Below are 25841 nucleotides of genomic sequence, written 5' to 3' on the forward strand. Positions count from 1 at the left end.
TCGAACTGAATGAACAAGGCCGACATCACGTCGGCCTTTTTTCGCTTTTCTAGTTAGAGAGTATTTAATTATTCATCGCCAGTTTACCTAGCTTCATTGCAGCTGCATGGTGGCGGTGCATTAGTTGCTCCATGTCTACGCCAATAACGGCGCCATCATTAACTCGCCATTTTCCGGCTACCATCACTTTATCCGCTTGTTGAGCGCCGCAGAGTAGTAGTGCTGCCAGTGGGTCGTGGCTGCCAGAGAAACGAATGTCATCGAGCTTGAACATCGCGATGTCGGCTTGTTTACCGACCTCTAGTGTACCAATGTCGGTTCTGCCCATTGCCGCGGCAGAACCGGATGTCGCCCAGCGCAATGCATCAAAGTGTGAAACGTTGGCGGAACCATATTGCAGGCGTTGTAGATACATTGCCATGCGCACTTCGGCAATCATATTTGAACCGTCGTTTGAGGCGGAACCATCAACACCCAACCCGACTTTTACGCCTGCTGCTTCAAGATCGTTGTTCTTACAAATACCGGAAGCCAGCATCATGTTGGACGTCGGGCAATGGCTGATACCAATGCCCGCTTTACCCAAACGTTTGATCTCTTCTGGATTGAAGTGAATACCATGAGCAAGCCAAGTGCGTTCATTCAGCCACCCCACATCTTCTAGGTAATCCACAGGGCGTAGGCCAAATTTCTCTATACAGAAGTCTTCTTCATCGAGCGTTTCGCATAGGTGCGTGTGCATCATCACGTTTTCACGCTCACTGATCTTGGCGGTCTCTTTCATCAGGTCGGTAGTGACTGAGAACGGCGAACAAGGCGCGAGTGCGATTTGAATCATCGCGCCTTCATCACGCTGGTGGTAATCGCGAATCAAGCGTTGGCTGTCATCTATAATGGTCTGTTCGGTTTGAATGGTGTGTCGTGGAGGTAATCCACCTTCATCTTCCCCTAGGCTCATGGAACCTCGGGTAAATATCGCTCTAACGCCCAGTTTCTCTGCGGCCTCGACTTGCAAATCAATAGCGTGCTCAAGCCCGTCTGGTAGCAAGTAATGGTGATCGGAAGCAGTGGTACAGCCCGACATCATCAGCTCAACCAGAGCAAGCTCTGTTGCGAGGCTCATCATCTCCGAATCGAGGTTGGCCCAAACTGGGTAGAGGCTTTGTAGCCAATGGAAGAGTTCTTTATTGAGTGCGCCGGGGTAGGCTCGCGTTAGGGTTTGATAGAAGTGGTGGTGCGCATTGATAAGCCCAGGAGTCACAACATGACGAGAGGCGTCGACGCTGTAATCTACGGGTAAGGTCGGCTCTTTGTGTTTGCCAACCAGTTCAATGATTTTATTACCTTTTATGACGATTCCGCCTTCTGCATCAGCCTGCGAGCCAGTGTAGATTGCGAGAGGATTCTTAATCCAGATGGTTTCCATTCATAGTAGTCCTTAGCCATCTCAGCCTTTTCAGGGAAGAGGGTCTTTATTTGGTATTTGTTGTTGAAAGATAAATTCAAATCAAGGGCGATGAGACATTCACTGTTATCGTTACGCCCGTGATTCTACGGAAATCGGTTTTACGCTCGTTAGCGATTTATCTAGTTCGTTTTTGGCTCAGGGTTATCTGATGCCGTTTGAACTTCAGTTTCTGTTGTTGCTTGTTGAATTTCTAATTGCTCGTTTGAGTGTAGTTCTTCTTCTGCTTGTTCTTTCATTTCTAGCTCAACTTGCGCTTGGCTTTCGGCTAACGCTTCTTGTTCTTCTGCGCGTGAAGATTTAGGCAATACAAGGTTAAGAACAACCGTCATGATGGTGCCAGTCGTAATGCCAGAGTGAAGGAAATTGGCCAAATCGTGTGGCAAATGTTGAAGCAATCTTGGTTCGAAGGTGACGGCTAAGCCAGACGCTAAACCTACACAGATTACTAAGGCATTTCGCTTGGTGTCTGCGGCCTTGATCAACATGCGGATACCCGCGTAAGCAATCATTCCGAACATTACAAAGCCCACGCCGCCTAAAACGGGTTTAGGGATTGTGACGGCAATAGCGGCTAATTTCGGGAATAAACCACCTAAAATTAACAAACCACCTGTTGCAGCTACTACATAGCGACTTGCTACACCAGTGATACCCACAATGCCGACGTTTTGGCTAAATGATGCTAGTGGCATCGCTGTTAAAATCGAAGATAAGGTGCTACCAAGGCCATCGCCTAGCAGTCCACGTTTTAGATCTTTACCACTGACTTGGGTTTGGCAGTTGTTACCAAGCGCCATGAAGTCACCGGTTGCTTCGGCGATAACTACGATGTACACCAAGCTCATGCTGATGATGGCACTCGCAGAAAAGGTAAAGCCATATTTGAAAGGTTCTGGGCCACCGACCCAAGCAGCAGAGCTAATTTGTTCAAGGTCGACCATGCCGAGTGACAGCGCCACAATGTAACCGCCTGCTAGGCCAATCACGATAGCGGAGGCCGCAACCGCGCCTTTACAGTAAACCGATACGCCAATCACGATCCCCAAAGAGACCAGTGCTAGAAACAGTTTAGGTAGTGTAGCGAATTGTTCCGTGTTGGCAGGAGAATCGCCAACCCAGTTCATGGCAACCGGTAAAATGGTTAAGCCGATTAAGGTAACCACCACACCACTTACCACGGTCGGGAATAGCTTGCGAACCTTGTCCATATAGAAGCTGGCACCAATGACCACAAACGAGCCGATAAGCGCCGAGCCCATGATAGCGGCAACACCACCTTCGTTACCGATCGAAATAGCCACACCTAAAAAAGCAAAGCTCGAACCCATCACCACGGGCAGTCGAATACCTACAGGGCCAAAGCCGAGACATTGAGCGACGGTCACAATACCTGACGCCAGCAGCGCAGCATTGATCAGCGAAACGATCTCGGTGTTAGGCAAGCCAATTGACGCGCCGACAATAAGGGGAACAGCGACGATGCCACCAATCGAGGCGAGCATGTGCTGTAATGCGAGTAGGAAGGTTAAGCCGTGAGGCGGTCTTTCATTTAGGGTGTACAGAAGTTTCATTTGATATTCCTCTGCCTGCGTTTCCGTTTACAGGCGATTGGCGGTCAAATAATGACTTCTACAAACTGCGTAGGGTCATAAAAAAGTGCACTGAATCGGTAGGGTTTCTGCTCTCTCGTCATCAATGCAATTAGCTTTCTTAAAAATCATGTTGTTGCTTGGCTTGCGAACCAGCCAAGCAACGTTGTGAGCAATCAAGAAATGACTGCTCAGGAGCTTTAGGGTTAACCGATGAACACTAGCTTGGCGATGAAGATAGCCGCTAGGAAGTACATCGACATAGACACATCTTTGGTTTTACCTGTCGCCAACTTAAGCACTGTGTAGGTAATGAAACCCAATGCGATACCGTTCGCGATAGAGAAGGTCAGTGGCATCATTAGTGCGGTAATCGCGGCTGGAGCACCGTTAGTGAAGTCTTTCCAATCGACGTGCTGCATGCTGCTCATCATCACGAATGCGACGTAAATTAACGCGCCAGAGGTAGCGTAAGCGGGGATCATGCCTGCAAGCGGTGATAGGAAAATTGCCGCTAAGAACAACACACCAACCACGATTGCTGAAAGACCTGTACGTGCGCCTGCTGCAACACCGGCTGCACTCTCTACATAACTGGTTACTGGCGGACAGCCTACACACGCACCTGCCACGCTTGAAATACTGTCGGCTTTCAGTGCTTTGCTTAGGCCTTCAATCTTGCCCGTTTCAGGGTTGGTCAGGTTTGCACGCTCAGCTACGCCCATCAAGGTACCAGCTGTATCAAACATGTTTACAAAAAGGAAAGCCAAGATAACGCTGATCATCGATACGTTTAGTGCACCGGCGATATCCATTGCCATAAAGGTAGGCGCTAAGCTTGGTGGTGCAGCGAAGAAGCCATCGTAGTGAACTAGGCCAAGCATCATGCCGACTAGCGTTACACTCAAAATACCGATAAGCACCGCGCCAAACACTTTACGCTCACTCAGAACCGCAATGATCAAGAATGCAATCGCAGCAAGCAGAGCTTCTGGCTTCGTGAAGTCACCCAATGAAACCAAAGTTGCTGGGTTTTCGACGACGATACCCGCTGTTTTTAAGCCAATTAGACCTAAGAACAAACCAACACCTGCAGTCATTGAATAGCGCAAGCTCTCTGGAATACTCTCGATGATCCATTGGCGGACTTTGTAAAAGCTCATCCCGACGAACAAGATACCGGAGATAAACACCGCACCCAGTGCCACTTCCCAGCTGTAGCCCATTTCGCTTACTACTGTGAACGAGAAGAAGGCGTTCAAGCCCATGCCCGGCGCAAGTCCGACAGGCCAATTCGCAAATAGCCCCATTAACAAACAACCGATCGCAGCACCAATACAGGTCGCGACGAATACCGCGCCTGAATCCATGCCTGAAGCGGCCATGATTTGTGGGTTCACGAAGATGATGTAAGCCATGGTTGCGAAGGTAGTGACACCACCGACTAACTCATTTTTTACGCTACTTCCGTGGGCCTTAATTTTAAAAAACTTCTCTAAAATTCCGTTGTTCGCATCTTGGTTGAGTATTTCTGTTTTACTCTCACTCATGTCAGCAAGTCCTTTTATGTTGTGATCCATTTATTGAATACAGCGAGATTTCAATATTAAGTTTTAAGGTTTTTTCCTAGCCGTTATTTCTTTAGTTATCTGTTGTTTAGTCATCAACTTCTAACTAATAACGTTGTTAGTATTTTTATATGAGCGTGTTTAGCGGGTGCACACCTTTGGGGTGTACACGTGAATCTGTTTAATATTTGGTGATTGAGCCTAGTTCGAAGTTCTAGGTCACGGGACTAACTGCCCCGATAGGTTGAGAAACTGTAAGGCGAGACGAGAAGAGGAACGTGGTAGTGCGCGTCTGGATCATCTAGACCAAAGCGAATAACCACATCATCTAGGAAGGGTACGCCATCCAGCTCCACGCCTTTGCTTCTGTAGTAATCGGCGACGTAAAACACCAATTGGTATTTCCCCGGTCGGAAATCATTTCCTGCCAGAATCGGCGCATCGGTTCGGCCATCGGAGTTGGTGAGTACCGTCGCCAGTTTTTCTGTTGAGCCTTCGTTGACCTTATAAAGCTCGACCTTGATCTCTGCACCCGGTAAGCCGTGAGTAGTGTCTAATACGTGTGTTGTTAGTCTTCCCATAGTCCTTTAATAGCGCTTTTGGCGCTCCTCTGTTCCGTGGTTTATCTGTGTAATTCGACCCTGCAAAGAATGCAACTGGTCACTTTGTTATCACTAACTATGTACGAACTGTATACAATTAGTAAAGCAAATTGTTGGAGAAATGTTAACTATTTAGTCGTTTTTTCTGCCTTTAAAGATGTGTGTTATTGGTTTTTGGTCGAGAGATTCATCGTTAAGATCCTGTTTTTAAATGGTTTGTATGATGAAAATTAACTTGAGTAACAAAATCTTTACATTGAGATAAATAATTGTATACAATAAATGTACAGGGGTAAGGTTGCTCGGTTTTTGGAAAATCCATTCACTGATTCATTTTGATGAACCAGTGAAAGAGCGGCTAAGCCAACCACTTATGTTAGGAGTACTTGGATGAATAAGGATTATTCAAGAAATTTGATCGGTTACGGAGCTAACCCTCCAAACCCTCAATGGCCAGGTAATGCGCGCGTCGCGGTTTCTTTTGTATTGAACTATGAAGAGGGTGGTGAGCGTTGTTTGTTACATGGAGACGACGAGTCTGAAGCTTTTCTTTCAGAGATCCCGTCAGCACAGCCGATCAAAGGCGAACGTCACATGAGCATGGAATCCATCTATGAATATGGTAGCCGTGCGGGTGTATGGCGTGTTCTTCGCTTGTTCGATGAATATGAAATCCCACTGACCGTCTTTGCGGTCGCAATGGCGATTGAGCGTCACCCAGATGTTGCCAAAGCCATGGTCGAAGCGGGCCACGAAATCTGTAGTCACGGTTATCGCTGGATAGACTATCAATACATTGATGAGTCTGAAGAGCGCGACCACATGACCAAAGCGATTGAGATCATCCAACAAGTGACGGGTCAACGCCCACAAGGTTGGTACACAGGTCGAACTGGGCCGAACACTCGTCGCTTAGTGGCAGAAGAAGGCGGCTTTCTTTACGACTCCGATGCCTATGATGATGACCTGCCTTATTGGCACACCGAAACTGGTCATCCGCAATTGGTGATCCCTTACACACTCGATGTAAACGACATGCGTTTTTCAACGGCGCAAGGTTTTAACTCTGGTGAGCAATTCTTCCAATATCTGAAAGACACGTTTGACACCCTTTATATGGAAGGCGAAACCGCCCCGAAAATGATGTCGGTTGGATTGCATTGTCGTCTGATTGGTCGCCCCGGTCGTATTGCTGCATTAAGACGCTTCTTAGATTACGTCAAAGAACACGACAGCGTGTGGTTATGTCGTCGAATCGATATTGCCAACCACTGGCACCAGCACCACCCTTATCAACCGAACAACGTTCATCAACAACAGAAGTAGCAGTGAAGCAAGGAGGCTTAACGTGACTGAATTTCGATCATGCCAACCAACAACCATGGACCGCGATACCTTTGTCGCTCACTTCGCTGATGTTTACGAGCACAGCCCATGGGTTGCAGAAGTGGTGTATGACCAAGGTTTGAATGCCGAAGACGATCATATCGAGAATCTTCATCTGAAAATGGCATCGACTTTGTTAAGTGCAGACCAAGGCAAACAGTTGGCTTTGATCAACGCTCACCCGGATTTAGCCGGTCGAGCAGCAGTTAACGGCGAACTCACCGAGTCGTCGACCAAAGAACAAGCGGGGGCGGGCATCGACCAGTGCAGCGCCGAAGAATTTGAAAAATTCACTTCTTACAACAACAGCTACAAAAGTCGCTTCAATTTCCCTTTTATCATGGCGGTGAAGGGAGCCAATCGTTACCAAATTCTTGAGTCGTTCGAGATGCGATTAGGAAATGATAGTGAAACTGAGTTTGCTACGGCGATTCAAGAGATCAACAAGATCGCGATGTTTCGTCTCTGGGATATGTAAGTTAACGGAGTTAACAGCTATCTCAGCCCAGTCTTAGTGCGCTAAGAACTTGATTTATCAAAGCCTTATTGAATAAAGCATAAGCCACTGAGTTCTCATTTTATTATTACTTGATTAATTGGATAGGATTACACGGACATGACCCAAACATTTGAACAATACATAAACCTTGCAGACGAAAAACTCGGTGCAGAAGCCACCTTCGCAACAGACGATTTTTTCGCGGATAAAAGCCGTCTACTCAGCCACGCAGCGGCAGAGTGGAAAGACGACTTATACGACGATAACGGCAAGTGGATGGACGGTTGGGAAAGCAGACGTAAACGTGGTGAAGGTTACGACTACTGTGTCGTTCGCCTTGGCCTAGCTGGCACCATTGCTGGCGTTGATATTGATACCTCATTCTTCACAGGTAACTTCCCACCTTCGGCATCAATTGACGCGTGTTATTCACCACAAGGTGAGCCAACTGACTCAACAGAGTGGCAAGAAATTCTGCCTTCAATGGCACTACAAGGTGATCATCATCATCTTGAAGCCATCGAAAGTGACCAAGTATTTACGCACCTACGTTTGAACATCTATCCAGATGGTGGTGTCGCGCGCTTACGTGTTTATGGCCGACCAAGTGTCGATTGGGACGCAATAGATTCTCAGCAACAAGTTGACTTAGCAGCCGTTGAACACGGTGGCCGAGCACTCGCATGTAGCGATGAGCACTATGGCAACAAAGCCAACATCTTAGGCCCAGGCCGTGGTGAAAACATGGGTGATGGCTGGGAAACAGCACGTCGTCGTACACCGGGTAACGACTGGGTTATCGTGGCACTAGGCCACCCAGGTAACATCGAACGCATCGTTGTTGATACAGCCCACTTCAAAGGTAACTACCCAGATAGCTGCTCGATTCAAGCGGCTTATGTGAAGGGCGGTACCGACGACCAAGTAGAAACACAAAGCCTATTCTGGCGTGAACTGTTGCCAGCACAAAAGCTGCAAGCGCACGAAATTCACGAATTCATTTCTGAGGTAAACGACCTTGGTGCGATTACCCACGTACGTGCAAACATATTCCCAGATGGTGGTATCAGCCGTTTGCGTCTGTTTGGTACGAAAGCGAAATAGGTAAGGAAATGAGTATGAGTAATGGAATACGTCGTTTATCCATCGAACCGTTAACCAAGCAGGCTTTTGCAGAGTTTGGCGATGTTATCGAGTCCGATAATAGTGATTTCTTCATGATCAACAGTGGATCAACACGTCGCTACCACAAACTAGCGACAACGGATGTGCAAGACCAAGATGGAGAAGCCATCATCAGCATCTTCCAAGCCACACCGCTGAGCTACCCACTGACCATCAAAATGTTAGAGCGTCATCCACTTGGCTCTCAGGCATTCATTCCATTACTTGGTCAACCCTATTTAATTGTTGTTGCGCCAAAAGGCGACGATCCAACATTAGCCAATAGCCGAGCTTTCTTGAGCAACGGCCGTCAAGGAGTGAACTATCACAAAGGGGTGTGGCATCACCCAGTTCTCGCCCTCACCGATCAAGACCAGTTCTTGATCGTCGATAGAGGCGGCGAGGGGCATAACTGTGACGAAGTTTATTTTGAGAACGACCTAGTGGCATTGCATTTGGAAGATATGCCAACGGAAGACAACAAGGAAGAGCAACGCTTAGCTAAAGCGTTGTGATACAGGAGTTTATTATGGATCCGCATATTACAGAGTGGTTGAATTTAGCGATTCGCTGGATTCACATGATTGTTGGTGTTGCGTGGATAGGCGCATCATTTTACTTTGTTTGGTTAGAGAACAACCTTAACCGAGTTAACCCTAAAACGGGCCTTTCAGGCGACTTATGGGCGATTCACGGCGGTGGTATTTATCACCTAGAGAAGTACAAACTCGCGCCACCGGAAATGCCAGAGCACCTACACTGGTTCAAGTGGGAAGCTTACTTCACATGGATCACAGGTGTGTGTTTACTGGGTGTGGTTTACTACCTCAACGCAGAAATCTACCTGATTGCACCGGGCTCTGGCCTTGATTCAACAACGGCAATCGCGATTGGTATTGGTTCTCTTATTGCCGGTTGGTTTATCTATGACCTACTGTGTGATTCGCCATTAGGCAAAACCCCCGTGTTACTTGGTGTTGTGTTGTTTGTGCTGCTCGTCGCTGTGACATATGGCCTAACTCAAGTGTTCAGTGGTCGTGGTGCTTACATCCACGTGGGTGCCATTATCGGTACCATCATGGTGGGTAACGTATTCCGCGTCATCATGCCTGCGCAGCGCAATTTGGTGAAAGCGATTGAAGAGAAACGCGAACCGGATCCGGCATTGCCAGCAAAGGGTTTACTGCGTTCTCGTCACAACAACTACATGACACTGCCAGTGCTGTTCATCATGATCAGTAACCACTTCCCAAGCACTTATGGCTCGGAATACAACTGGCTGATCCTTGCTGGGCTAGCGATTTTCAGTATCTTGGTGCGCCACTACTTCAATACCCGTCACGGTAGTCAGAAGTTTGCATGGACAGTGCCAGTCGCGGCATTGGGTATGATCACGCTTGCGTTTGTGACCTCACCTTACGCGAAAAAACAGATGACTCCGGTTGTGCAAGCACCTGTGGTTCAAGAAGTGCAAGTCAGCGCGACTGAATCAGCGACAGAAGAGCTTGCTGGAAACGACACAGCGTCAACGACGACTAGTTCTCAAGCTGTACCTGCAGACCACGCAATGCAAACGGCTAGCGCAGGCGTAAGCTTTGAAACCATCAACAAAGTCATTCAAGAGCGCTGTTCTGTGTGTCATTCATCAACCCCGAGCCACGCCGCTTTTGCTGCTGCGCCAGCCGGTGTGATGTTTGATACCCCTGAAGAGATTAAAGCCAACGTCCCAAGGATTGTTGCTCAAACCGTAACAACCAAGGTGATGCCGCTCGGCAACATGACTCAAATGACCGACGAAGAACGCGCACTCATCGGCACTTGGGTAGAGCAAGGCGCTACGCTTCAATAATGATGTAAATCCTTTACCTAAGAGCATGAGTCTTAGGTAAGGCTTGGGGAGAGTTTGGTTTACGGGCACGCGCCAAACTCATCCCACCCTGTTTCCCCGGTTCCTATAACCGGGGCTTTTTGTTGTTTTTGGACAAAGGCATATTAGAAACTTTATTAGTATGCATCCTTAATAGTTTTATGAACCCACCGACGTGAGTTCGATATTTGCGTTACATGACATATTTAGTTGCATATAAATTGTTGTTGGTCATGAAATTTAGGCTGTATGTTTGGTATGTGTATGTTCTGAAAGGAAAGCTTGTTGAAATTCAAAGCTTTTGATTGCGAATATTCACAAAGAACTAGTTAGATACCCAAGTATAAATTTCATAAAAAATAAGGAAATATAGTAATGAAATCAGTTTTTTCGTTCGACTCAATGTTAACTCCTAAGTTAGTTACTGGCCTATATTGGTTGTTGTTGCTAATCGCTGTAGTTTCAGGACTAGCAACCATGTTTGGAGGATATGGAGGCGTAACATTTGAGAAGTTTATTCTTGGTGCGTTTACGATATTAGGCGGCGCTATAGGTGCGAGAATTTGGTGTGAATTGATGATAGTTATCTTCAAAATTAATGAAAACCTGCAGTCTCTAAAGGACTTAAAAGGCGAGACTGAAGCCTAGTATTCAGATGCGTGACAGCTAACACTTCGATGTTAGCTGTCTAACATGCCGAAGCTGCAATTCACTATGTTGCGCCTGTTGGTGAGAAAGAAGACTCTGTGAATCATTGCATGTCGATAGTAAGTACTTACGTTTAAACTGATTCATTGCGTGCGCAGTCCTGTATAAGGTTCTTGATATGAATCTCTACCCATGGCATTTTTAGTCCAAATTGACTTTACTTAGGACAAAAAATGGAAGACTTGATAGTCGCGTATTTTAGGGCATTGAGCTCATTCTTTAGGTATCTGTTTCAGTCGATCTTGATTGAGTTCATTGGTTACGGAGCTGGCTGGATAGTCTGTAAAGTATTCACACTAGGGCGCTTTCCCCCATTGATTCCAACCGACAAAGAGCGAACCAGAATTTCTTATGTCGGGGCGATTAGCATCGTATTGTTTCTGTTAGCAATTGGTGTGTTCAATAGTTTTTAGGCGACGGAATAGAGTGTGGCCATGGATAGTATTCAAAATAATACGGACAAAAAAGACATGCTTGAGAAAGTTCAGAATATTGCTTCGATTAACGGGTTGGAATATGAAGTGAGCGGAAATGTTCTTAACCTTAAGCTAGGCAGAGCTGGTGGAAAGGTAAAAATTAAATACGACTACGCGACGAATTCATACGTCTACAACTGTAATGAATATGCTATTGGTTTTTCCAGTCTCATCTTCTTCGTTCTTTCGTTCAATACTCTGTATCAAGTTACTCACCAAGCATGGTCTGGCTACGTCGCGGGTTTGATGTTTGCGGTGGCAGTATTTAATTTGATCCAATTAATATTGTCTCACGTCCAAATGCTAGACATTAAAGCACAGCTAAGAGAAGTCGGTATCTATCTCAAGTCTGGCGCGTGAGAACCTTTAGCATCTTGTCTATCGTGAACAACTGAGCATTCGCTGAGTAATGAGTGGTTGAGCCTTGCCATCGGTAGCTATACGCTCAAATAAACAGCACTAACGCCAATTCTTAATGCTGTTTTTACTTTCCTCTTACACTCTTTTCAAATATCGAACCTAGTATCAAATTTCTCTTTGTTATACAGGCAAGTCTCTCATTATGAAGAACTTCTTTGATAGCGAACTCATGCTCTCTAGCTCTTTGAATTTCGTTTTGCTATCGCTTGGGCTAACGCTCCTTTTTCATCTTCCGATTTGGTGTGGGTTCAACTTGAGCCGACGAAAATGGAAGCTCATGGATTATTTATGGCCGTTCTTGGCGGGTATCGGGATGCTGGGTGCGGTGTCTGAGATTCGTGCGAAAGTAGCGGGCGATTGGGTTGAAACCGAACAAACCAGAGCGGTGGCGATTTTAGAATCGGTTCAGCAGTTTTCTTTGGATAAGCTGCGAAGTGATACCTGCACAGGTCAACCATCTTTGGATAATCACGCTCAGCACCATGAAGCGTGTTTGTGGTATTTGAATACGGCGATCACGTTCAAAGACGTTGATTTCACCTTGTTACCCAACGCATCGGATTTTACAGTTCCTGCGCCTAGTGTATCGCTGGTGGAAAGTGATGCCGTGTGGGTGGATGGTATGCTGAGTCAGTATGAGATGCAGAAAAACCAATACATAAAAACCAGAGAAGCGCAGGTGAAGCAGCCATTAGAAAGCCTCTTCTGGTATGTGAGTCCTTACTTAGTCTGTTTCGCTATTGCTCTGCGCCTTACTAAAGTGACGGCAGAGCTTAAACTGGATAAGTGCGTAAACAATTAACTCGACATAGACAGCGCGAACGACAGCAAGATAGGCAAGGTAACCACACTTAGGAAGTTGCCGAACAACACCATAGACGCGACTTTAGGCGGCTCGACATTGAACCGTTCAGCGAACAGGTAGTTCATCACGGCAGGTGGCAGCATGGTGAACAGCACCATCATTTGTAGGTGCAGCGTTGGCAGCGGGATAAAGAAGTAGATGATGGCGAAGGCGATGGCACCAGTAAACAGCGATTGAGCCGTACACAGCAAGCCAACTTTGAGTCCGCTTAGCTTCAAGTTCACCATTTGCGAACCCAACGACAACAGCATAATTGGGACAGCAGCTTGTCCAAGCAGTGAAGTGGCTTCGTAGATTGGATTCCATACTGCAATGCCAGATAGGTTGAGCGTCATCGCTAATGCTGCGGCTAAGAATATCGGCATCTTGAGGATCTGTTTGATCGGATTACCTTCGCTTAGTAGCGCTAAACCGACACTAATGTGCACGCATGCCGATACCACAAACAGCAATACCGCAGGGGCTAATGCACTCTCACCAAAGGTATAGGTGAACAGGGGAATGGCCAGGTTGCCACTGTTGCGGAACATATGTGGCGGCGCCCAAGCTTTGAAGTTGAGCTTAAAGATCTTACAGATTGGTATCATCAATAAAGCGGGCACCAACACCGCGACCAAAGAGGCGGTGATGAGTGGCAGTTGTTCGGTGTCGAGGGGCATGGTGGTCAGCGATGCAAAAACCAAAGCAGGAATACAAACATCCATGTTGATGCGATTGATCGGTTTGAAATCGGGCTTGAGCCAACGACCGACCGCAAAGCCAGCACTGGCTAAAGCAAAAACGGGAAACAGAATGCTGACGACCTGTTCGAACATAGAATTCCTTTCTAGATTGAGTGCTTCCATTTAGCTGAGAAACGAATGTTTTAGAGAGACGCTAAAGTGAAGTATGAAGTCGATATGTATAAACATTAACCTATCAATATAATGACTTGGCGTCACCGAAGATCGTTGTTTGTGAACGGTTAATTTATATTTCTTTGAATGAAGCACAAAAAAGACCAGTGGCATCAGCAACTGGTCTTTCAAGGCTAGATAAATCTGGACGGATTTTTAATTAACGACGGCTGTCGCTGTCTAGCGATTGTTACTCGGTTTTCAGTCTAGCTAACGAGCTTTTGATAATCTTTGAAATTCACATCGTAGGCTTTCTCGCCGTAGATGTAAGTCTCGCTGACGGTTCTGTCGTCACCCAGGCTCATCAATACAAATAGCTTCTCTTCAAGCTTGGTCGCTTGTTCCATTCTAAAGCGCATCAATTGTGTGGCGTGTAAGTCCAACACCACGAAATCGGCTTCTTTTCCTACTTCCAAGTTGCCAATCTTGTCTTCTAAATGCAGTGAACGTGCACCACCTAATGTGGCTAAGAATAGCGACTTAGCTGGGTGCAATTTCTTATGTTGAAGCTGCATGATCTTATAGGCTTCACTCATGGTTTGTAGGATTGAGAAGCTAGTGCCTGCGCCGACATCAGTCCCCATACCAACACGAATGCCGTGCTCTTCCATTTCTGGTAATCGGAATAAACCTGAGCCTAAGAACAGGTTAGAGGTCGGGCAGAAAGCAATGGCAGATTCCGTGTCGGCTAGGCGCTTACATTCGCAATCAGACAAGTGAATGCCATGGGCGAAAACCGAACGTTTGTGCAGTAGGCCATAGTGGTCATACACATCCAAATAGCTGTCGCGCTCTGGGAACAGTTCTTTTACCCATTCAATCTCTTTCTCGTTTTCAGAAAGGTGCGTGTGCATATACACATCTGGGTACTCTTCTAGCAATTTACCAACGGTAGCCAATTGTTCTGGTGTACTGGTTGGCGCGAAACGAGGTGTCACGGCATAAAGCAAACGGCTGCGGTTGTGCCATTTCTCAATCAGTTCTTTGGAGTCGGCGTAGCCAGATTCTGGCGTGTCGGTGAGGTAATCAGGCGCATTGCGATCCATCAAAACCTTACCCGCAATCATACGTAGGTTGCGCTTCTCAGCTTCTTCAAAGAAAACGTTAACCGACTCTTTGTGTACCGTGCCGAACACGAGTGCCGTGGTTGTGCCGTTGCTTGCTAGTTCGTCTAGGAATAGCTTCGCCACTTTGTGTGCGTAGACTGGGTTTTTGAAGCGCTTTTCTTCTGGGAAGGTGTAGTTCTCTAACCAATCAAGAAGTTGCTCACCGTAAGACGCGATCATCCCTGTTTGAGGGTAGTGGATGTGCGTATCAATAAAGCCAGAGGTGATCAGCTTGTCTTTGTATTCTTTGACTTCGAGTGTTTTAGGTTGGCGAGCCAATACCTCGTCGACATGGCCCAAGTCGACGACATGGCCGTTCTCAACCACTAAAACACCGTCTTCAAAATAGTCGTAAGACTCATCGATGCCGACGTCTTTTGGGTCGGCGACGCTGTGTAAAATACTGGCGCGATAAGCTTTGCGTTGCGTTGTCATGTTTACTTCCTTTTAATGACTTCAGCGACGTTATGGCCACTGAAGCTTTGCGACTTGTGTTAGGCGATCTTCTCTTCCAATGGTGGTTCGCCTACGTCGCTTGGTTGACTGTGTTGATCGGTCAAACCCTGATTTCGATATTGTTTGGTTGGGCGCTTTTGTTCAAGCGCTTGGCCTTGATAGTGTGCGATCAGTTCACCCGCAACCGATACCGCAATTTCGGCAGGATGTTTGCCATTCACGGCGCTAATGCCAATCGGGCAAAGCATGGTTTCGATTTGTTCTTGGCTGTAGCCACGTTGCTCTAAGCGGAAGTCGAACTTCTTACGCTTGGTAAGCGAGCCGATCATGCCAAAGTAACGGCTGTCTTCACGGTCAATAATGGCTTTGGTTAGGTCAAAATCGAGCTGGTGGTTGTGCGTCATCACAAGGTAATAACTGTTTGGTTGCATGTGTTTCACTTCGCCAACCGGATCGTCTGAGACAAGCTTCTTCACACCGTGTGGCAGCGCTTCAGGGAATACTTCTTCACGTTCATCAATCCAGGTCACACGGAAGGGCAGGGTTGCGACAATGTGCAGCAGCGCTTTGGCAACATGGCCTGCGCCGAATAGCACAAGGTGGTTTTGCTGAGTGCCAATCGGTTCAAAGCTTAATGTTGCCATTCCGCCACAACACTGGCCCAAACGAGCGCCTAGGTTAAAACGTTCCACTTTGAGCGACTTTTCACTGGCAATCAGCATCTCTCGAGCCATTTTAGTGGCCACATGTTCAAGGTGACCACCACCAATCGTAGCGATGATTCGGTCACGAGTGACAAGCATCTTGGTGCCCGCATCACGTGGCACTGAGCCTCTGTCTTCAAGCACTGTCACCATGACACATGGTTCGTAGCTCTCTTCCAGCTTTGCCAGTTCGTGAATCCAATTATCCTTAAACATATGTCCTCCTAAATCCCTTCTGTGCTTCCTAAGCTGTTTATTACGCCCTATGCCATATCTGTCAGCTCTAAGCCGTTTCTGATTGAGCATCGACCGAAGTCGGGGCTGTTTCAGAGACTTCCTGAATCGCCATCAAAATACGCTCTGGCGTTGCAGGTGTGTTGAGCTTAGGAATCGCGCCATCGACGGCGACATAGCTAATGGCGTCTTTCAGTGCGCTCCATACCGACATACCCAACATGAAAGGCGGTTCACCCACGGCTTTCGAGTTGAAGACGGTGTCTTCTGGGTTGTTACGGTTTTCTAAAAGGTGCGTTCTGAAATCAATTGGCATATCAGCAATCGCAGGGATCTTGTAACTTGCAGGGCCATTGGTCATCAAGCGGCCTTGCTGGTTCCACACCAACTCTTCCGTTGTTAACCAACCGACACCTTGTACAAAGCCACCTTCGACTTGGCCGATATCAATCGCCGGGTTCAATGAAGCGCCTACGTCATGCAGAATATCGACACGCAGAATCTTGTTCTCGCCAGTCAGGGTATCGATGATGACTTCTGAACAAGAAGCACCATAGGCGTAGTAGTAGAACGGACGACCACGCGCCTTCTCGTGATCGTAATAGATCTTCGGAGTGCGATAGAAGCCAGTGCTTGATAGCGAGATTTGGTTGAACCAAGCCAGTTCAACAAATGAGTTGAAGGTCATGATCTCATCGCGGATCTGCACCATGCCGTTTTTAAACACCACTTCTTCAGGCCACACTTTGAAGTGCGAAGAAGCGAAGTCGATCAGGCGCTGCTTAATGGTTATTGCGGCGTTTTGCGCGGCCTTACCGTTGAGGTCGGCGCCCGATGAGGCTGCGGTTGGTGATGTGTTCGGAACTTTGTCTGTGTTTGTAGCGGTGATCTGGATACGTTCGACATCGACTTGGAACTCCTGTGCAACGATTTGTGCCACTTTGATGTTCAAGCCTTGCCCCATTTCCGTACCACCGTGATTCAAATGAATACTGCCATCGGTGTAGATATGGATGAGCGCACCTGCTTGGTTCAAGAAAGTCGCAGTAAACGAGATGCCGAATTTCACTGGTGTGATAGCAAGGCCTTTCTTCAAGATAGGGCTCTGCCTGTTGAACTCAGCGATTTCTTTACGACGTGCGTGATAGTCACTGCTGCGTTCAAGCTGTTCGGTTATCTCAGGTAAAAAGTTGTCTTCAACGGTTTGGTAGTAATGGGTCACGTTACGGCCTTCTTCGCCGTAGTAGTTCGCCTTACGTACTTCCAAAGGATCTTTTTTCAGGTAACGCGCAATCTTGTCCATGATGTGCTCGATGGTCATCATGCCTTGCGGGCCACCAAAGCCACGGTAAGCGGTGTTCGATGCGGTATTGGTTTTGCATCGATGACCGACCACAGTTGCATCGCCTAGATAATAAGCGTTGTCTGAGTGGAACATCGCGCGGTCGACAATAGAACTTGATAAGTCTGGTGAGTAACCACAGTTACCTGCAACGGTAATGTCGGCACCTTGAATCACACCGTTGTCGTCAAAACCGACCGTATATTGATTGTAGAACGGGTGGCGTTTACCGGTTTGCTGCATGTCTTCACTGCGCAGCAAACGCATTTTTGTAGGTCGGCCTGTAAGGTGAGCAATAACCGCAGCCATACACGCTGGAGAGGCTGCTTGAGTCTCTTTACCACCGAAACCACCACCCATACGACGCATATCAATCACGACTTTGTGCATTGGTACACCAATCACTTCCGCAACCAGTTTTTGAACTTCTGTCGGGTTTTGGGTCGAGGTGTAGACGATCATGCCGCCATCTTCGGTTGGCATCACGCTACTGATTTGAGTTTCTAGGTAGAAGTGCTCTTGGCCGCCGATCTCTAGATCACCTGAGATCACATGTTTCGCTTTTGCCAGCGCGGCTTTCGAGTCACCACGTTGTTGAGTGTGGCTTTCTGTTACGAAGTGCTCTTTCTCTAGCGCTTCTTTTACATCAAGAATGGCGGGTAGCTCTTCGTATTCAATAATGGCTGCATGTGCGGCTTTGCGTGCCGTCTCTAAATCGTTGGCTGCCACGGCAATCACAGGTTGGCCGTAGTATTCTACTTTGCCATCAGCGAGCAGTGGGTCACCCGGTAGGATGGCACCGATATCCAGTTCACCCGGTACGTCCTTGGCTTGAATGGCAATCGCCACGCCTTCGAATTCGTAACACGGAGATAGGTCTATTTTGGTGATGTTGGCGTGCGCTTGCGTGCTTAGGCGTGCGTATACGTGCAGCTGATTCGGGAACTCTAGGCGATCATCAATGTACACCGCTTCGCCTGTGACTTGCTTGGCTGCACTGTCGTGTTTAACGCTTTTACCTACGCCAGTTTTTAGGTCTTGTTTTGCAATGGTAACCATCTCTTCGTGGGTCATCGCATTGCTCTTGTGACCAGAGGAATTTGATTTAGACATAAGACGTTACCCTTGTTTCGATTTGGTTGTTTTTGTTCTGTCGTTCAATGAAGTAACGGCGCAACATATTGGCCGCCGACAATGAACGGTATTCTTGGCTGGCACGGAAATCAGATAGCGGCTCAAAGTCGTTATACAGTTCCTGCATCGCTAACTTAATATTAGCGTCTGTCCACGGTTTACCTAATAACGTATTTTCACAACGCGCCGCGCGCTTAGGTGTTGCAGCCATACCACCGAAGGCGATACGAGCGTAAGAAACCTTGCCATCTTCGATTTGAATATCAAACGCACCACACACCGCAGAGATGTCATCGTCTAAACGTTTAGACAGTTTGTAAGCTCGAAAGCTGTCGTTGCTTGTTTTAGGAATGATGATCTGTTCAATGAACTCACTCTCTTTCTGCGCTGTCACTTTGTAGCTGATGAAGTAATCTTCAATCGGCATTGTGCGAGACTCGTCACCGCAACGAAGTTTGATCTTCGCGTTCAGGGCAATCAGCAGAGGAGGGGTGTCACCGATAGGTGAAGCATTGGCTACATTGCCGCCGATGGTGCCTTGGTTGCGTACTTGCAGTGAAGCAAAGCGATGCAACAGTTCACCAAAATCTGGGTAGTGCTTTTTCAGTAGTGAGTAAGAATCACTGATAGGCAGGTTGGCACCAATGATTAAATCGGTGTCGGTCTCTTCACATACCTTCATGTCTTCAACAAGGTTCACGCTGATCAGTGTTTCAATCTCGCGATGGAATTGCGTCACTTCCAGTGCTAAATCCGTACCGCCAGCAACCAGCTTAGCGTTCGGATGCGCTTGAAAAAGCTTGGCCAGTTCATCGGTGCTTTTCGGGGAAAAAGCGGTGAGGTGACCAAGGCGTAAGTTGGCTTCGGTGTCTTGAATACTTTCTAGCTTCTTGATGGTGTTGCGTTCAAGCTCAGCAAATTGGTCGATCAAAGGCTGGTCTGTTGAAAGTGACATCGCAGCATCAACAATTGGTCGGTAGCCAGTACAGCGACATAAGTTACCCGCCAGTGATTCCATGACGTCTTCTTTACTTGCATCGGGTTTGTTCTTGCCTAGTGCAAACATCGACATGATGAAGCCCGGTGTGCAGTAACCACACTGTGAACCGTGAAAATCTACCACCGCCTTCTGTACTGGGTGCAAAGAGCGATCTCGGTTTTGTAGATCTTCTACTGTGATCAGTTGCTTGCCATGCAGCGCTGAAACGAAAGTTAGGCAAGAGTTCACCGAGCGGTATTGCAGCTGTCCATTAACCACTTCACCCAGAACTACCGTACATGCACCACAGTCACCCGACCCACAACCTTCTTTTGTACCCGTTTTATTAACTTTGGTACGAAGGTAGTTGAGCACTGTCATATTTGGCGACAGATTATCTTCACGTCTTATTTCCTGATTGAGCAAAAAAGTAATCAAGAGACCTCCTTGTAAATCGACATATTTCCATGTGTATTCTTTTTGACTTCTAGGTCAATAATTATCCATCCTGACCTAAGGGTCAACTATTTATTTACAAAAACGCAACAATATGGCGCTTTGGTGGATTGTGTACAATTTAGTTTCTATTGTAGTGACTTGTTTTATATGGACTTGACTGGTTATTTAGAAGTTTTTTGGTGAAGGTTGAATTTTGACTATGTATACAAATTAAGAGGAGTTTTTGTGATGTGAAGTATCGTTACTATTCAACTTTTCTCAAGTGTTGAGGTAATAGAGAGCAAAATTTCCGGGCAAAGCTGCGTTGATTTTATAAGGTAAAAAGAGGGATTCAGGTATAAAGAAGAGAAGTGAACACAATTGGTTCACTTCTGTCGATTTATAAAAATTGTTGTTTAAAGGACTATGATTTCTTCTTAAGCAGATCGGAGAATACCACATGTAGATCACTAGAAGCTGTGCTGCTGTCTAGGTTGAGTTTAGAACGAATATGGCTTAGATGTTCTTGCATCAACTCGACGGCTTGTTGTTCGTTGCCTGACTCTATTGCATCCAGTAAGCCGGAGTGTTCGTCTAAAGAACAGTTTGAGTGGTTGCCCGTTTCGTATTGAGCGATCAGCAGTGAGGTTTGCGATACTAAACTGCGTTGGAAAGCCAGCAGTGGAGCGTTTTCGGCCATTTCAGCCAGTTTGATGTGGAACTCTCCAGACAAACGTAAGCCAGAGCCGTAATCACCTTGGTCGAAAGCACTGTTCTCTTTCGCGACCAATTTTCTGCACTCTTCGATTTGAGCTTTGGTCGCGTTTTTAACGGCTAGCTCGGTGATAGCAATTTCCATTACTTCACGTGCTTTAAATATCTGTTTGGCTTCGTCTACTGTTGGAGCCGCAATCACAGCTCCTCGGTTAGGGCGGATCACCACAACTTGCTCCAAAGAGAGTCGTAGTAAGGCACGACGGATAATAGTACGGCTAACGCCAAAGATTTCTGCGAGGGCTTCTTCGCTTAATTTGGTGGCTGGTGGCAGCCTTTGTTCTAGTATCGCGTCGAAGATATGGCAGTAAACAACATCGTCTTGAGTCTGGCCTGATACTTTTGTATTTATACCTTTGGAGACAGAGTTTTTGAGAGCTGTCATAGAGATAAGGGCCCTTGTTTAGTCGAGTAGGGTGGGTTGAGCATGATTCGTGAGTGTTACCTTACATTGTATACACTTATCTATACAATGCCACTGGCTGAAAGTGCGATGTACGCTTATTTGTTAATGACTTATAACATTTAGTTTGCAGGGAACTGTGTGCAATCTTGAGCTTTAAGTCATTCGCCCTAAAACTAGACGCGATTATCGCCACAGCTGTAGGCGACGATCTGGCTTATTTCGCTCAGGGTACGACCTGATTGCTGCTGCCACTCGTTGAAAGCCTTACTTGCCGCGACTTGTGCTCGTTTGGTGTTACGACCGCTATCAATCACATCTGTGCTGCGCAGGTGCGCTTCAACGTCAGAAGATAAGATAAACGTGTCTTTTCCCATTTGGCGCAAGGTGTAAGCACCTGTGTTACCACCTAATCGCTTGCCGTGTTTCTTCAGATAATCCCAAAGTTCAGTGATACGTTCTGATGGCCAGTCGGCAACCATTTGTGAGAAGGAATCCGCCTCACGCTTAGCATTGTGGATCATGGTGGCATTGGCAGGGATGGTCATCACCTTAGTGAGGTGGCGAATAATGCGCGGGTCTTGCGCTTTTTGTTCCCACATTTCATTCGGCAGCATCAGCATTTTTTCGATATTGAATTCAAAGAACACTTCTTCAAATTGCGGCCATTTCTTCCTCACTACATTCCATGAAATACCACACTGGAATACTTTTTCAGTAAAGGCGGCTAGCCAACGATCGTCGGTGATTTGTGATAGCTCGGCTTGTGAAAGGGGCGCACGAATAATTTTTTCGAGTTCGGCCGCTCCGCCTTTGCGGTGAGCTGCACGTTGGTAAATAGTATCGAATTTTTCTTGGGTCATTGAAGGTTCCAAATTACATCTGTGTAGCCAATGCTTAATGATATGGGGTTGAATCTAGCAATTAAAACCAGTTTGTTGATCAAAACAAACTAGCAGAGCTTTAATTCCATCTGATACAAGGGCCAGGTTTTGCCATTGAATTCTTTGAACTTGGGTTCTTTGTCGACCACTTGAAAGCCAGCTTTGTCGTAGCAACGTTTTGCTCCGATATTCTGCTGAAATACCGCTAAGCTGATGGTGGTGACATCAGGTATTTGTTTCGCGGCGTCTAATGCACTTTCTATCATTGATTGCCCAAGCCCTTTGCCTCGTTGGTTTGGGTGAATCGCAACTCGGCAGAAACGAAGTTCACTGTCTGACATACGTTGAAACTCCATAAAACCGAGCAAGTCATTAGCATTCGAGTTAGTGCTAGATGTGGAGAATGTGTAAAGCTCGACATGGGGCTCTTGAGAACGTTCAATGATGGAGGCGGCTTCTAACGGCCAACCAAAGGTTCGTCCGCCCCACAGTACATAGTCTTCGAGTGATGTGAACCAAGTGACGATCTCATTGGCATCGGAGGCTTTAAAGCGGTTTATTTCCATATCCTTGTCTCTTCCTTATCGCGAGTCTCTTTTTCTAAGCTGCTAACTCTAAACCGCTAAACTTCCGCGCCCAACTGCTCAAGAAAGCCACGCATGTAGTCGGTGCGCTTGTTGGCTTCTAACTTAGCGGATTCTGTATTCATGGTTTCAGCGAGCTTAAACAGCTTCACGTAGAAGTGGTCGACGCTGTAATGCTTATCATCCAAGTCACGTTGCTTGGCGAACGGGTCTTCGTGGTTATAGAGTTCTGCGTTAAAGCTCTGCCCCACGTACAGACAGCGTGCAATGCCAATCGCACCGAGAGAGTCTAGGCGATCAGCATCTTGGACGATTTGAGCTTCCAAGGTTTCTGGAGTGATGTTGGCGCTGTAACTGTGAGTGACAATCGCATGATGGATCTCATCAAGATAGGACGCGGGATAGTCGATAGATTTGAGGAAAGAGATCGCCTTGTCTGCTGCCATTTGCGAGCTTTTGGCTCTGTCTGGATGGTTCTTAGGAAAGGTGAAACAATCATGAAGGTAAGCGGCGGGTAAAACGACTTCAAGCTTAGCCTGTTCTTGAGCACACAAAGCCTTAGCGGTTTTGGCTACGCGCTTAATGTGGCTAATGTCGTGTGCTGCATCTTGTGTCATTTCTCGTTGTGCAAAATCAAGCAGTTGGTCTTCAAACTTTTCCTTCACGCGTCTCTTTCTCCATTATCAATATTGCTTCTCGATTTCCATCGTTTCACATCGACTGTAACAGTTTCTAGCGCGATTTTTTATCTTTTATAAAAGGAATACCCACAAAAAAACCGACTCAGTGAGTCGGCTTAATAGAAAGGTTATTCTGTGTTGATTAAAGCGCTATTAACGGTAATCAGAGCTTATGCAGTGGCTTGTTGAAGCTGCGCCAATACATGATGCAGTGACGGGCTGATCGTGTGACCAAGCGCTTTAACTTCTTCGCAAGGCTCAACCAAATCTGGAATTTGGAAGCTGATCATGTTCGCTGCCATTGATGCACGAATACCGTTGTTTGAGTCTTCAAACGCTAGGCAGGTTTCAGGTGCAACACCTAAGCGTTCTGCCGCGAGTAAGTAGATCTCTGGGTGAGGCTTGCCGTGAGTCACTTCGCAGCCTGTGCTTAGTGAGGTGAAGTACGAATCTAGGCCAGCCAGCTCGAGCTTCTTCTTTGCGATATCAAGCTGAGTGGAGGTCGCTACCGCGATTGGAATGTCATTCGATTTTAGCCATTCAAGCAGTTCAATCACGCCATCTTTTACTGGGATTGCTTGGTTTTTAACAATTGCACTGTAGCGGGTGCGCCATTCATTATTCAGCGCTGGGTAATCTAGCCCTTCACCGTAACCGTTTCGAAAAATCTGTTCGATGGTTTTTGCGTTACAGCCAATGATGCCTAGGTAAACATCCTGCAAAAACGGAACACCTTGCGCGTGACATGCTTCTTCAAATACCTGCATACAAAGTCGCTCGGTGTCGAGCAGCAGTCCATCCATATCAAAAATAGCAGCTTGAAAATTCATATCCGTGGTTCTTTATGTGTTGTCATCGTGAGGGCGGGTATTTTGACATAGTGTCTAGTGATAGGCGAGTCAACGTTCAGTAAGAATATATCCAATCGGCTCGGCAATATGCTTCTGCATGACTTTAAATGTGATTGGTTGTGGTTGAAATAATATCGTTCAGTTATGAGCCTGATATTTTATAGGCCATCCAGATCTAACAGAAACAATTATGATTATTCCACATAACAAATCTAGCTTGTGCGTCTGGCTTCTTATTACATTTCATAAACTTACAGGCTTGTTAGCGTGACCATAATCTTATAAAAAACAATTTGCGGTAGCCTTTAATGATAGTGTGACCAAGCAATAAGTAAATGGCTGAGCTTAGAGACAAAATATCATTAGTCCATATTTTTAGCAGGGTTGCTTATGTTGTATTTTGAGTTTCTATTTTTATTAGTCGTACTTTATATCGGATCTCGGTATGGCGGTATTGGCTTAGGTGTTGTTTCGGGTATTGGTTTGGTTATCGAGGTGTTTGTCTTCAAGATGCCACCAACCTCTCCACCTGTCACCGTAATGCTGATCATCCTCGCCGTGGTTACTTGTGCTTCGATTCTCGAAGCGGCAGGTGGCTTGAAATACATGCTGCAAGTGGCGGAAAGGGTGCTAAGAAAGAACCCGAAACGCGTTACCCTGATAGCTCCGTTCGTGACTTACTCGATGACTTTCCTATTGGGTACTGGCCACGCGGTTTACTCTATCATGCCGATCATTGGCGATGTCGCACTGAAGAACGGGATTCGTCCTGAGCGTCCAATGGCAGCTGCGTCTGTCGCGTCTCAACTAGCTATTACCGCATCACCAATTTCAGCCGCTGTGGTGTACTACCTCGCGCAGCTTTCTGATATTCAACACTCTATTACACTGCTTTCCATTTTGATGGTGACGGTGCCTGCAACGCTGTTTGGTACGTTTTTGCTTTCTTTGTACAGCCTGAAACGCGGCAAAGAACTGAACGACGATCCTGAATACCAAGCTCGTCTAAAAGATCCTGAGTGGAAAAAGCGTATCGAAAGCACTACTGCGACGTCTTTGGATGAAGTGCTGCCAACCTCGGCTCGTAATGCGGTTTTGATTTTCCTATTGTCGATTGTGGTGATTGTTATCGTGGCGATGGTGCCTGAAATCAGAACCATCGTTGACGGCGACAAGCCAATCAAGATGTCGGTGATCATCCAAATGATGATGCTCTGCTTCGGCGGTATCATTTTGCTGGCGACCAAAACTGACCCGCGAGATGTGCCAAACGGTGTGGTATTCAAATCGGGAATGGTGGCGGCGATTGCGATCTTCGGTATCGCTTGGATGTCGGATACCTACTTCCAATACGCAATGCCTCAGTTCAAGTCTGGCATCGTGGAAATGGTGACCAACTACCCATGGACGTTCGCACTAGCGCTATTCATCGTATCGGTTGTGGTGAACTCTCAAGCCGCTACTGCGCGTATGATGCTACCTGTTGGCCTTGGCTTAGGACTAGACCCAGCCTTGTTGATCGGCTTAATGCCAGCAGTTTACGGCTACTTCTTCATCCCGAACTACCCATCAGATATCGCAACGGTGAACTTCGATGTCTCTGGCACCACCAAGATTGGTAAGTGGTACTTCAACCATTCATTCATGTCGGTGGGTTTAATCGGTGTAGTAGGCGCATGTTGCTTAGGCTACGCACTGGCACAGATTTTTATCGCTTAATGTATTAGCTTTCTTTGAGATAGCTAAGACAGATTAAACAAAAAC

The 25841-nt window shown here is 46.8% G+C and carries 24 protein-coding genes and 1 pseudogene; 11 read left to right on the plus strand and 14 right to left on the minus strand.

What is annotated here, in order from left to right:
- Positions 1–64: 64 nt before the first annotated feature.
- The 4 genes from AB4185_RS08215 to uraH form a co-directional block, all read right to left on the minus strand.
- Positions 65–1426: an 8-oxoguanine deaminase gene (locus AB4185_RS08215; protein WP_017067339.1), complete on the minus strand. Its 1362-nt coding sequence runs from the start codon at positions 1424–1426 to the stop codon at positions 65–67.
- 161 nt (positions 1427–1587) lie between these two features.
- A complete protein-coding gene (locus AB4185_RS08220) occupies positions 1588–3039 on the minus strand; it encodes a nucleobase:cation symporter-2 family protein (RefSeq protein WP_372135317.1) in 1452 nt (483 codons plus the stop codon).
- 224 nt (positions 3040–3263) lie between these two features.
- Positions 3264–4607 (minus strand): NCS2 family permease, encoded by a 1344-nt coding sequence (locus AB4185_RS08225; protein ID WP_372135318.1) that lies wholly within the window; start codon positions 4605–4607, stop codon positions 3264–3266.
- Between the two features lie 245 nt (positions 4608–4852).
- Entirely contained in the window at positions 4853–5206 is a 354-nt protein-coding gene (gene uraH, locus AB4185_RS08230; RefSeq protein WP_048611819.1) for a hydroxyisourate hydrolase, read from the minus strand.
- Between the two features lie 411 nt (positions 5207–5617).
- On the opposite strand from uraH, the gene puuE reads away from it, so the two are divergent.
- From puuE to AB4185_RS08280, 10 genes and pseudogenes are all read left to right on the plus strand, one after another.
- A complete protein-coding gene (gene puuE / locus AB4185_RS08235) occupies positions 5618–6553 on the plus strand; it encodes an allantoinase PuuE (RefSeq protein ID WP_048611817.1) in 936 nt (311 codons plus the stop codon).
- 22 nt (positions 6554–6575) lie between these two features.
- Complete coding sequence (gene uraD / locus AB4185_RS08240) at positions 6576–7091, plus strand: 2-oxo-4-hydroxy-4-carboxy-5-ureidoimidazoline decarboxylase (protein ID WP_048613965.1); 516 nt, start codon at positions 6576–6578, stop codon at positions 7089–7091.
- 138 nt (positions 7092–7229) lie between these two features.
- Positions 7230–8216 carry an allantoicase gene (gene alc, locus AB4185_RS08245; protein ID WP_372116716.1) on the plus strand — a complete coding sequence of 329 codons (987 nt, stop codon included), beginning with the start codon at positions 7230–7232 and terminating at the stop codon, positions 8214–8216.
- 14 nt (positions 8217–8230) lie between these two features.
- On the plus strand, positions 8231–8791 hold the full coding sequence (locus tag AB4185_RS08250) for an ureidoglycolate lyase (RefSeq protein ID WP_017061598.1): 561 nt from the start codon (positions 8231–8233) through the stop codon (positions 8789–8791).
- A gap of 14 nt (positions 8792–8805) precedes the next feature.
- Complete coding sequence (locus tag AB4185_RS08255) at positions 8806–10125, plus strand: urate hydroxylase PuuD (RefSeq protein ID WP_372135319.1); 1320 nt, start codon at positions 8806–8808, stop codon at positions 10123–10125.
- Between the two features lie 393 nt (positions 10126–10518).
- Complete coding sequence (locus AB4185_RS08260) at positions 10519–10791, plus strand: DUF4282 domain-containing protein (RefSeq protein WP_017064999.1); 273 nt, start codon at positions 10519–10521, stop codon at positions 10789–10791.
- 47 nt (positions 10792–10838) lie between these two features.
- Positions 10839–10928, plus strand: a pseudogene (locus tag AB4185_RS08265) (AraC family transcriptional regulator); the annotation flags it as partial.
- 96 nt (positions 10929–11024) lie between these two features.
- Positions 11025–11264 (plus strand): hypothetical protein, encoded by a 240-nt coding sequence (locus AB4185_RS08270; RefSeq protein ID WP_372135320.1) that lies wholly within the window; start codon positions 11025–11027, stop codon positions 11262–11264.
- A gap of 21 nt (positions 11265–11285) precedes the next feature.
- Positions 11286–11687, plus strand: a complete 402-nt coding sequence (locus AB4185_RS08275) for a hypothetical protein (RefSeq protein WP_017067014.1) — start codon at positions 11286–11288, stop codon at positions 11685–11687.
- 337 nt (positions 11688–12024) lie between these two features.
- Positions 12025–12549, plus strand: a complete 525-nt coding sequence (locus tag AB4185_RS08280) for a hypothetical protein (protein WP_102320850.1) — start codon at positions 12025–12027, stop codon at positions 12547–12549.
- Here the strand turns inward: AB4185_RS08280 and AB4185_RS08285 are convergent.
- The 10 genes from AB4185_RS08285 to AB4185_RS08330 all read right to left on the minus strand — a co-directional run bounded on the left by AB4185_RS08285 (position 12546) and on the right by AB4185_RS08330 (position 24056).
- Entirely contained in the window at positions 12546–13427 is an 882-nt protein-coding gene (locus AB4185_RS08285) for an AEC family transporter (RefSeq protein WP_004732869.1), read from the minus strand. The genes AB4185_RS08280 and AB4185_RS08285 overlap by 4 nt on opposite strands.
- A 287-nt stretch (positions 13428–13714) precedes the next feature.
- Entirely contained in the window at positions 13715–15049 is a 1335-nt protein-coding gene (gene guaD / locus AB4185_RS08290) for a guanine deaminase (protein ID WP_108180033.1), read from the minus strand.
- Positions 15050–15108: 59 nt separating this feature from the next.
- Positions 15109–15990: a xanthine dehydrogenase accessory protein XdhC gene (xdhC, locus tag AB4185_RS08295; protein ID WP_372100804.1), complete on the minus strand. Its 882-nt coding sequence runs from the start codon at positions 15988–15990 to the stop codon at positions 15109–15111.
- Positions 15991–16057: 67 nt separating this feature from the next.
- Positions 16058–18463, minus strand: coding sequence for a xanthine dehydrogenase molybdopterin binding subunit (xdhB, locus tag AB4185_RS08300; RefSeq protein ID WP_372135321.1), 2406 nt, complete (start codon positions 18461–18463; stop codon positions 16058–16060).
- A complete protein-coding gene (gene xdhA, locus AB4185_RS08305; protein ID WP_032544988.1) occupies positions 18456–19901 on the minus strand; it encodes a xanthine dehydrogenase small subunit in 1446 nt (481 codons plus the stop codon). The genes xdhB and xdhA overlap by 8 nt, the downstream gene beginning before the upstream one ends.
- A 424-nt stretch (positions 19902–20325) precedes the next feature.
- The gene (locus AB4185_RS08310) at positions 20326–21060 is read right to left on the minus strand and encodes a GntR family transcriptional regulator (protein WP_065106896.1); all 735 of its coding nucleotides are present in this window, start codon (positions 21058–21060) and stop codon (positions 20326–20328) included.
- Between the two features lie 194 nt (positions 21061–21254).
- Complete coding sequence (locus AB4185_RS08315; protein ID WP_372135322.1) at positions 21255–21941, minus strand: DNA-3-methyladenine glycosylase I; 687 nt, start codon at positions 21939–21941, stop codon at positions 21255–21257.
- An 89-nt stretch (positions 21942–22030) separates the two neighbouring features.
- On the minus strand, positions 22031–22528 hold the full coding sequence (locus tag AB4185_RS08320) for a GNAT family N-acetyltransferase (RefSeq protein WP_372135323.1): 498 nt from the start codon (positions 22526–22528) through the stop codon (positions 22031–22033).
- Positions 22529–22584: 56 nt separating this feature from the next.
- Positions 22585–23211, minus strand: coding sequence for an HD domain-containing protein (locus AB4185_RS08325; RefSeq protein ID WP_372135324.1), 627 nt, complete (start codon positions 23209–23211; stop codon positions 22585–22587).
- 185 nt (positions 23212–23396) lie between these two features.
- A complete protein-coding gene (locus tag AB4185_RS08330) occupies positions 23397–24056 on the minus strand; it encodes an HAD family phosphatase (protein WP_017064987.1) in 660 nt (219 codons plus the stop codon).
- A 411-nt stretch (positions 24057–24467) separates the two neighbouring features.
- Here AB4185_RS08330 and AB4185_RS08335 point away from each other — a divergent pair, with 411 nt between their 5' ends.
- Entirely contained in the window at positions 24468–25796 is a 1329-nt protein-coding gene (locus AB4185_RS08335) for an anaerobic C4-dicarboxylate transporter (RefSeq protein WP_010432780.1), read from the plus strand.
- Positions 25797–25841 lie beyond the last annotated feature (45 nt).

Origin of the sequence: Vibrio sp. 10N.286.48.F5 (assembly GCF_041469785.1) — a bacterium.
In the GTDB taxonomy this organism is placed as follows: domain Bacteria; phylum Pseudomonadota; class Gammaproteobacteria; order Enterobacterales; family Vibrionaceae; genus Vibrio; species Vibrio crassostreae_C.

Coding starts and splice junctions, on each gene's coding strand:
- AB4185_RS08270 (WP_372135320.1), top strand. CDS start 11,025: ATGGAAGACTTGATAGTCGCGTATTTTAGGGCATTGAGCTCATTCTTT.
- AB4185_RS08315 (WP_372135322.1), bottom strand. CDS start 21,941: ATGACCCAAGAAAAATTCGATACTATTTACCAACGTGCAGCTCACCGC.
- AB4185_RS08220 (WP_372135317.1), bottom strand. CDS start 3,039: ATGAAACTTCTGTACACCCTAAATGAAAGACCGCCTCACGGCTTAACC.
- puuE (WP_048611817.1), top strand. CDS start 5,618: ATGAATAAGGATTATTCAAGAAATTTGATCGGTTACGGAGCTAACCCT.
- guaD (WP_108180033.1), bottom strand. CDS start 15,049: ATGACAACGCAACGCAAAGCTTATCGCGCCAGTATTTTACACAGCGTC.
- xdhC (WP_372100804.1), bottom strand. CDS start 15,990: ATGTTTAAGGATAATTGGATTCACGAACTGGCAAAGCTGGAAGAGAGC.
- AB4185_RS08320 (WP_372135323.1), bottom strand. CDS start 22,528: ATGGAAATAAACCGCTTTAAAGCCTCCGATGCCAATGAGATCGTCACT.
- AB4185_RS08335 (WP_010432780.1), top strand. CDS start 24,468: ATGTTGTATTTTGAGTTTCTATTTTTATTAGTCGTACTTTATATCGGA.
- AB4185_RS08310 (WP_065106896.1), bottom strand. CDS start 21,060: ATGACAGCTCTCAAAAACTCTGTCTCCAAAGGTATAAATACAAAAGTA.
- alc (WP_372116716.1), top strand. CDS start 7,230: ATGACCCAAACATTTGAACAATACATAAACCTTGCAGACGAAAAACTC.
- AB4185_RS08250 (WP_017061598.1), top strand. CDS start 8,231: ATGAGTAATGGAATACGTCGTTTATCCATCGAACCGTTAACCAAGCAG.
- AB4185_RS08330 (WP_017064987.1), bottom strand. CDS start 24,056: ATGAATTTTCAAGCTGCTATTTTTGATATGGATGGACTGCTGCTCGAC.
- AB4185_RS08260 (WP_017064999.1), top strand. CDS start 10,519: ATGAAATCAGTTTTTTCGTTCGACTCAATGTTAACTCCTAAGTTAGTT.
- xdhB (WP_372135321.1), bottom strand. CDS start 18,463: ATGTCTAAATCAAATTCCTCTGGTCACAAGAGCAATGCGATGACCCAC.
- AB4185_RS08225 (WP_372135318.1), bottom strand. CDS start 4,607: ATGAGTGAGAGTAAAACAGAAATACTCAACCAAGATGCGAACAACGGA.
- AB4185_RS08275 (WP_017067014.1), top strand. CDS start 11,286: ATGGATAGTATTCAAAATAATACGGACAAAAAAGACATGCTTGAGAAA.
- AB4185_RS08285 (WP_004732869.1), bottom strand. CDS start 13,427: ATGTTCGAACAGGTCGTCAGCATTCTGTTTCCCGTTTTTGCTTTAGCC.
- uraH (WP_048611819.1), bottom strand. CDS start 5,206: ATGGGAAGACTAACAACACACGTATTAGACACTACTCACGGCTTACCG.
- AB4185_RS08255 (WP_372135319.1), top strand. CDS start 8,806: ATGGATCCGCATATTACAGAGTGGTTGAATTTAGCGATTCGCTGGATT.
- AB4185_RS08215 (WP_017067339.1), bottom strand. CDS start 1,426: ATGGAAACCATCTGGATTAAGAATCCTCTCGCAATCTACACTGGCTCG.
- AB4185_RS08280 (WP_102320850.1), top strand. CDS start 12,025: ATGGATTATTTATGGCCGTTCTTGGCGGGTATCGGGATGCTGGGTGCG.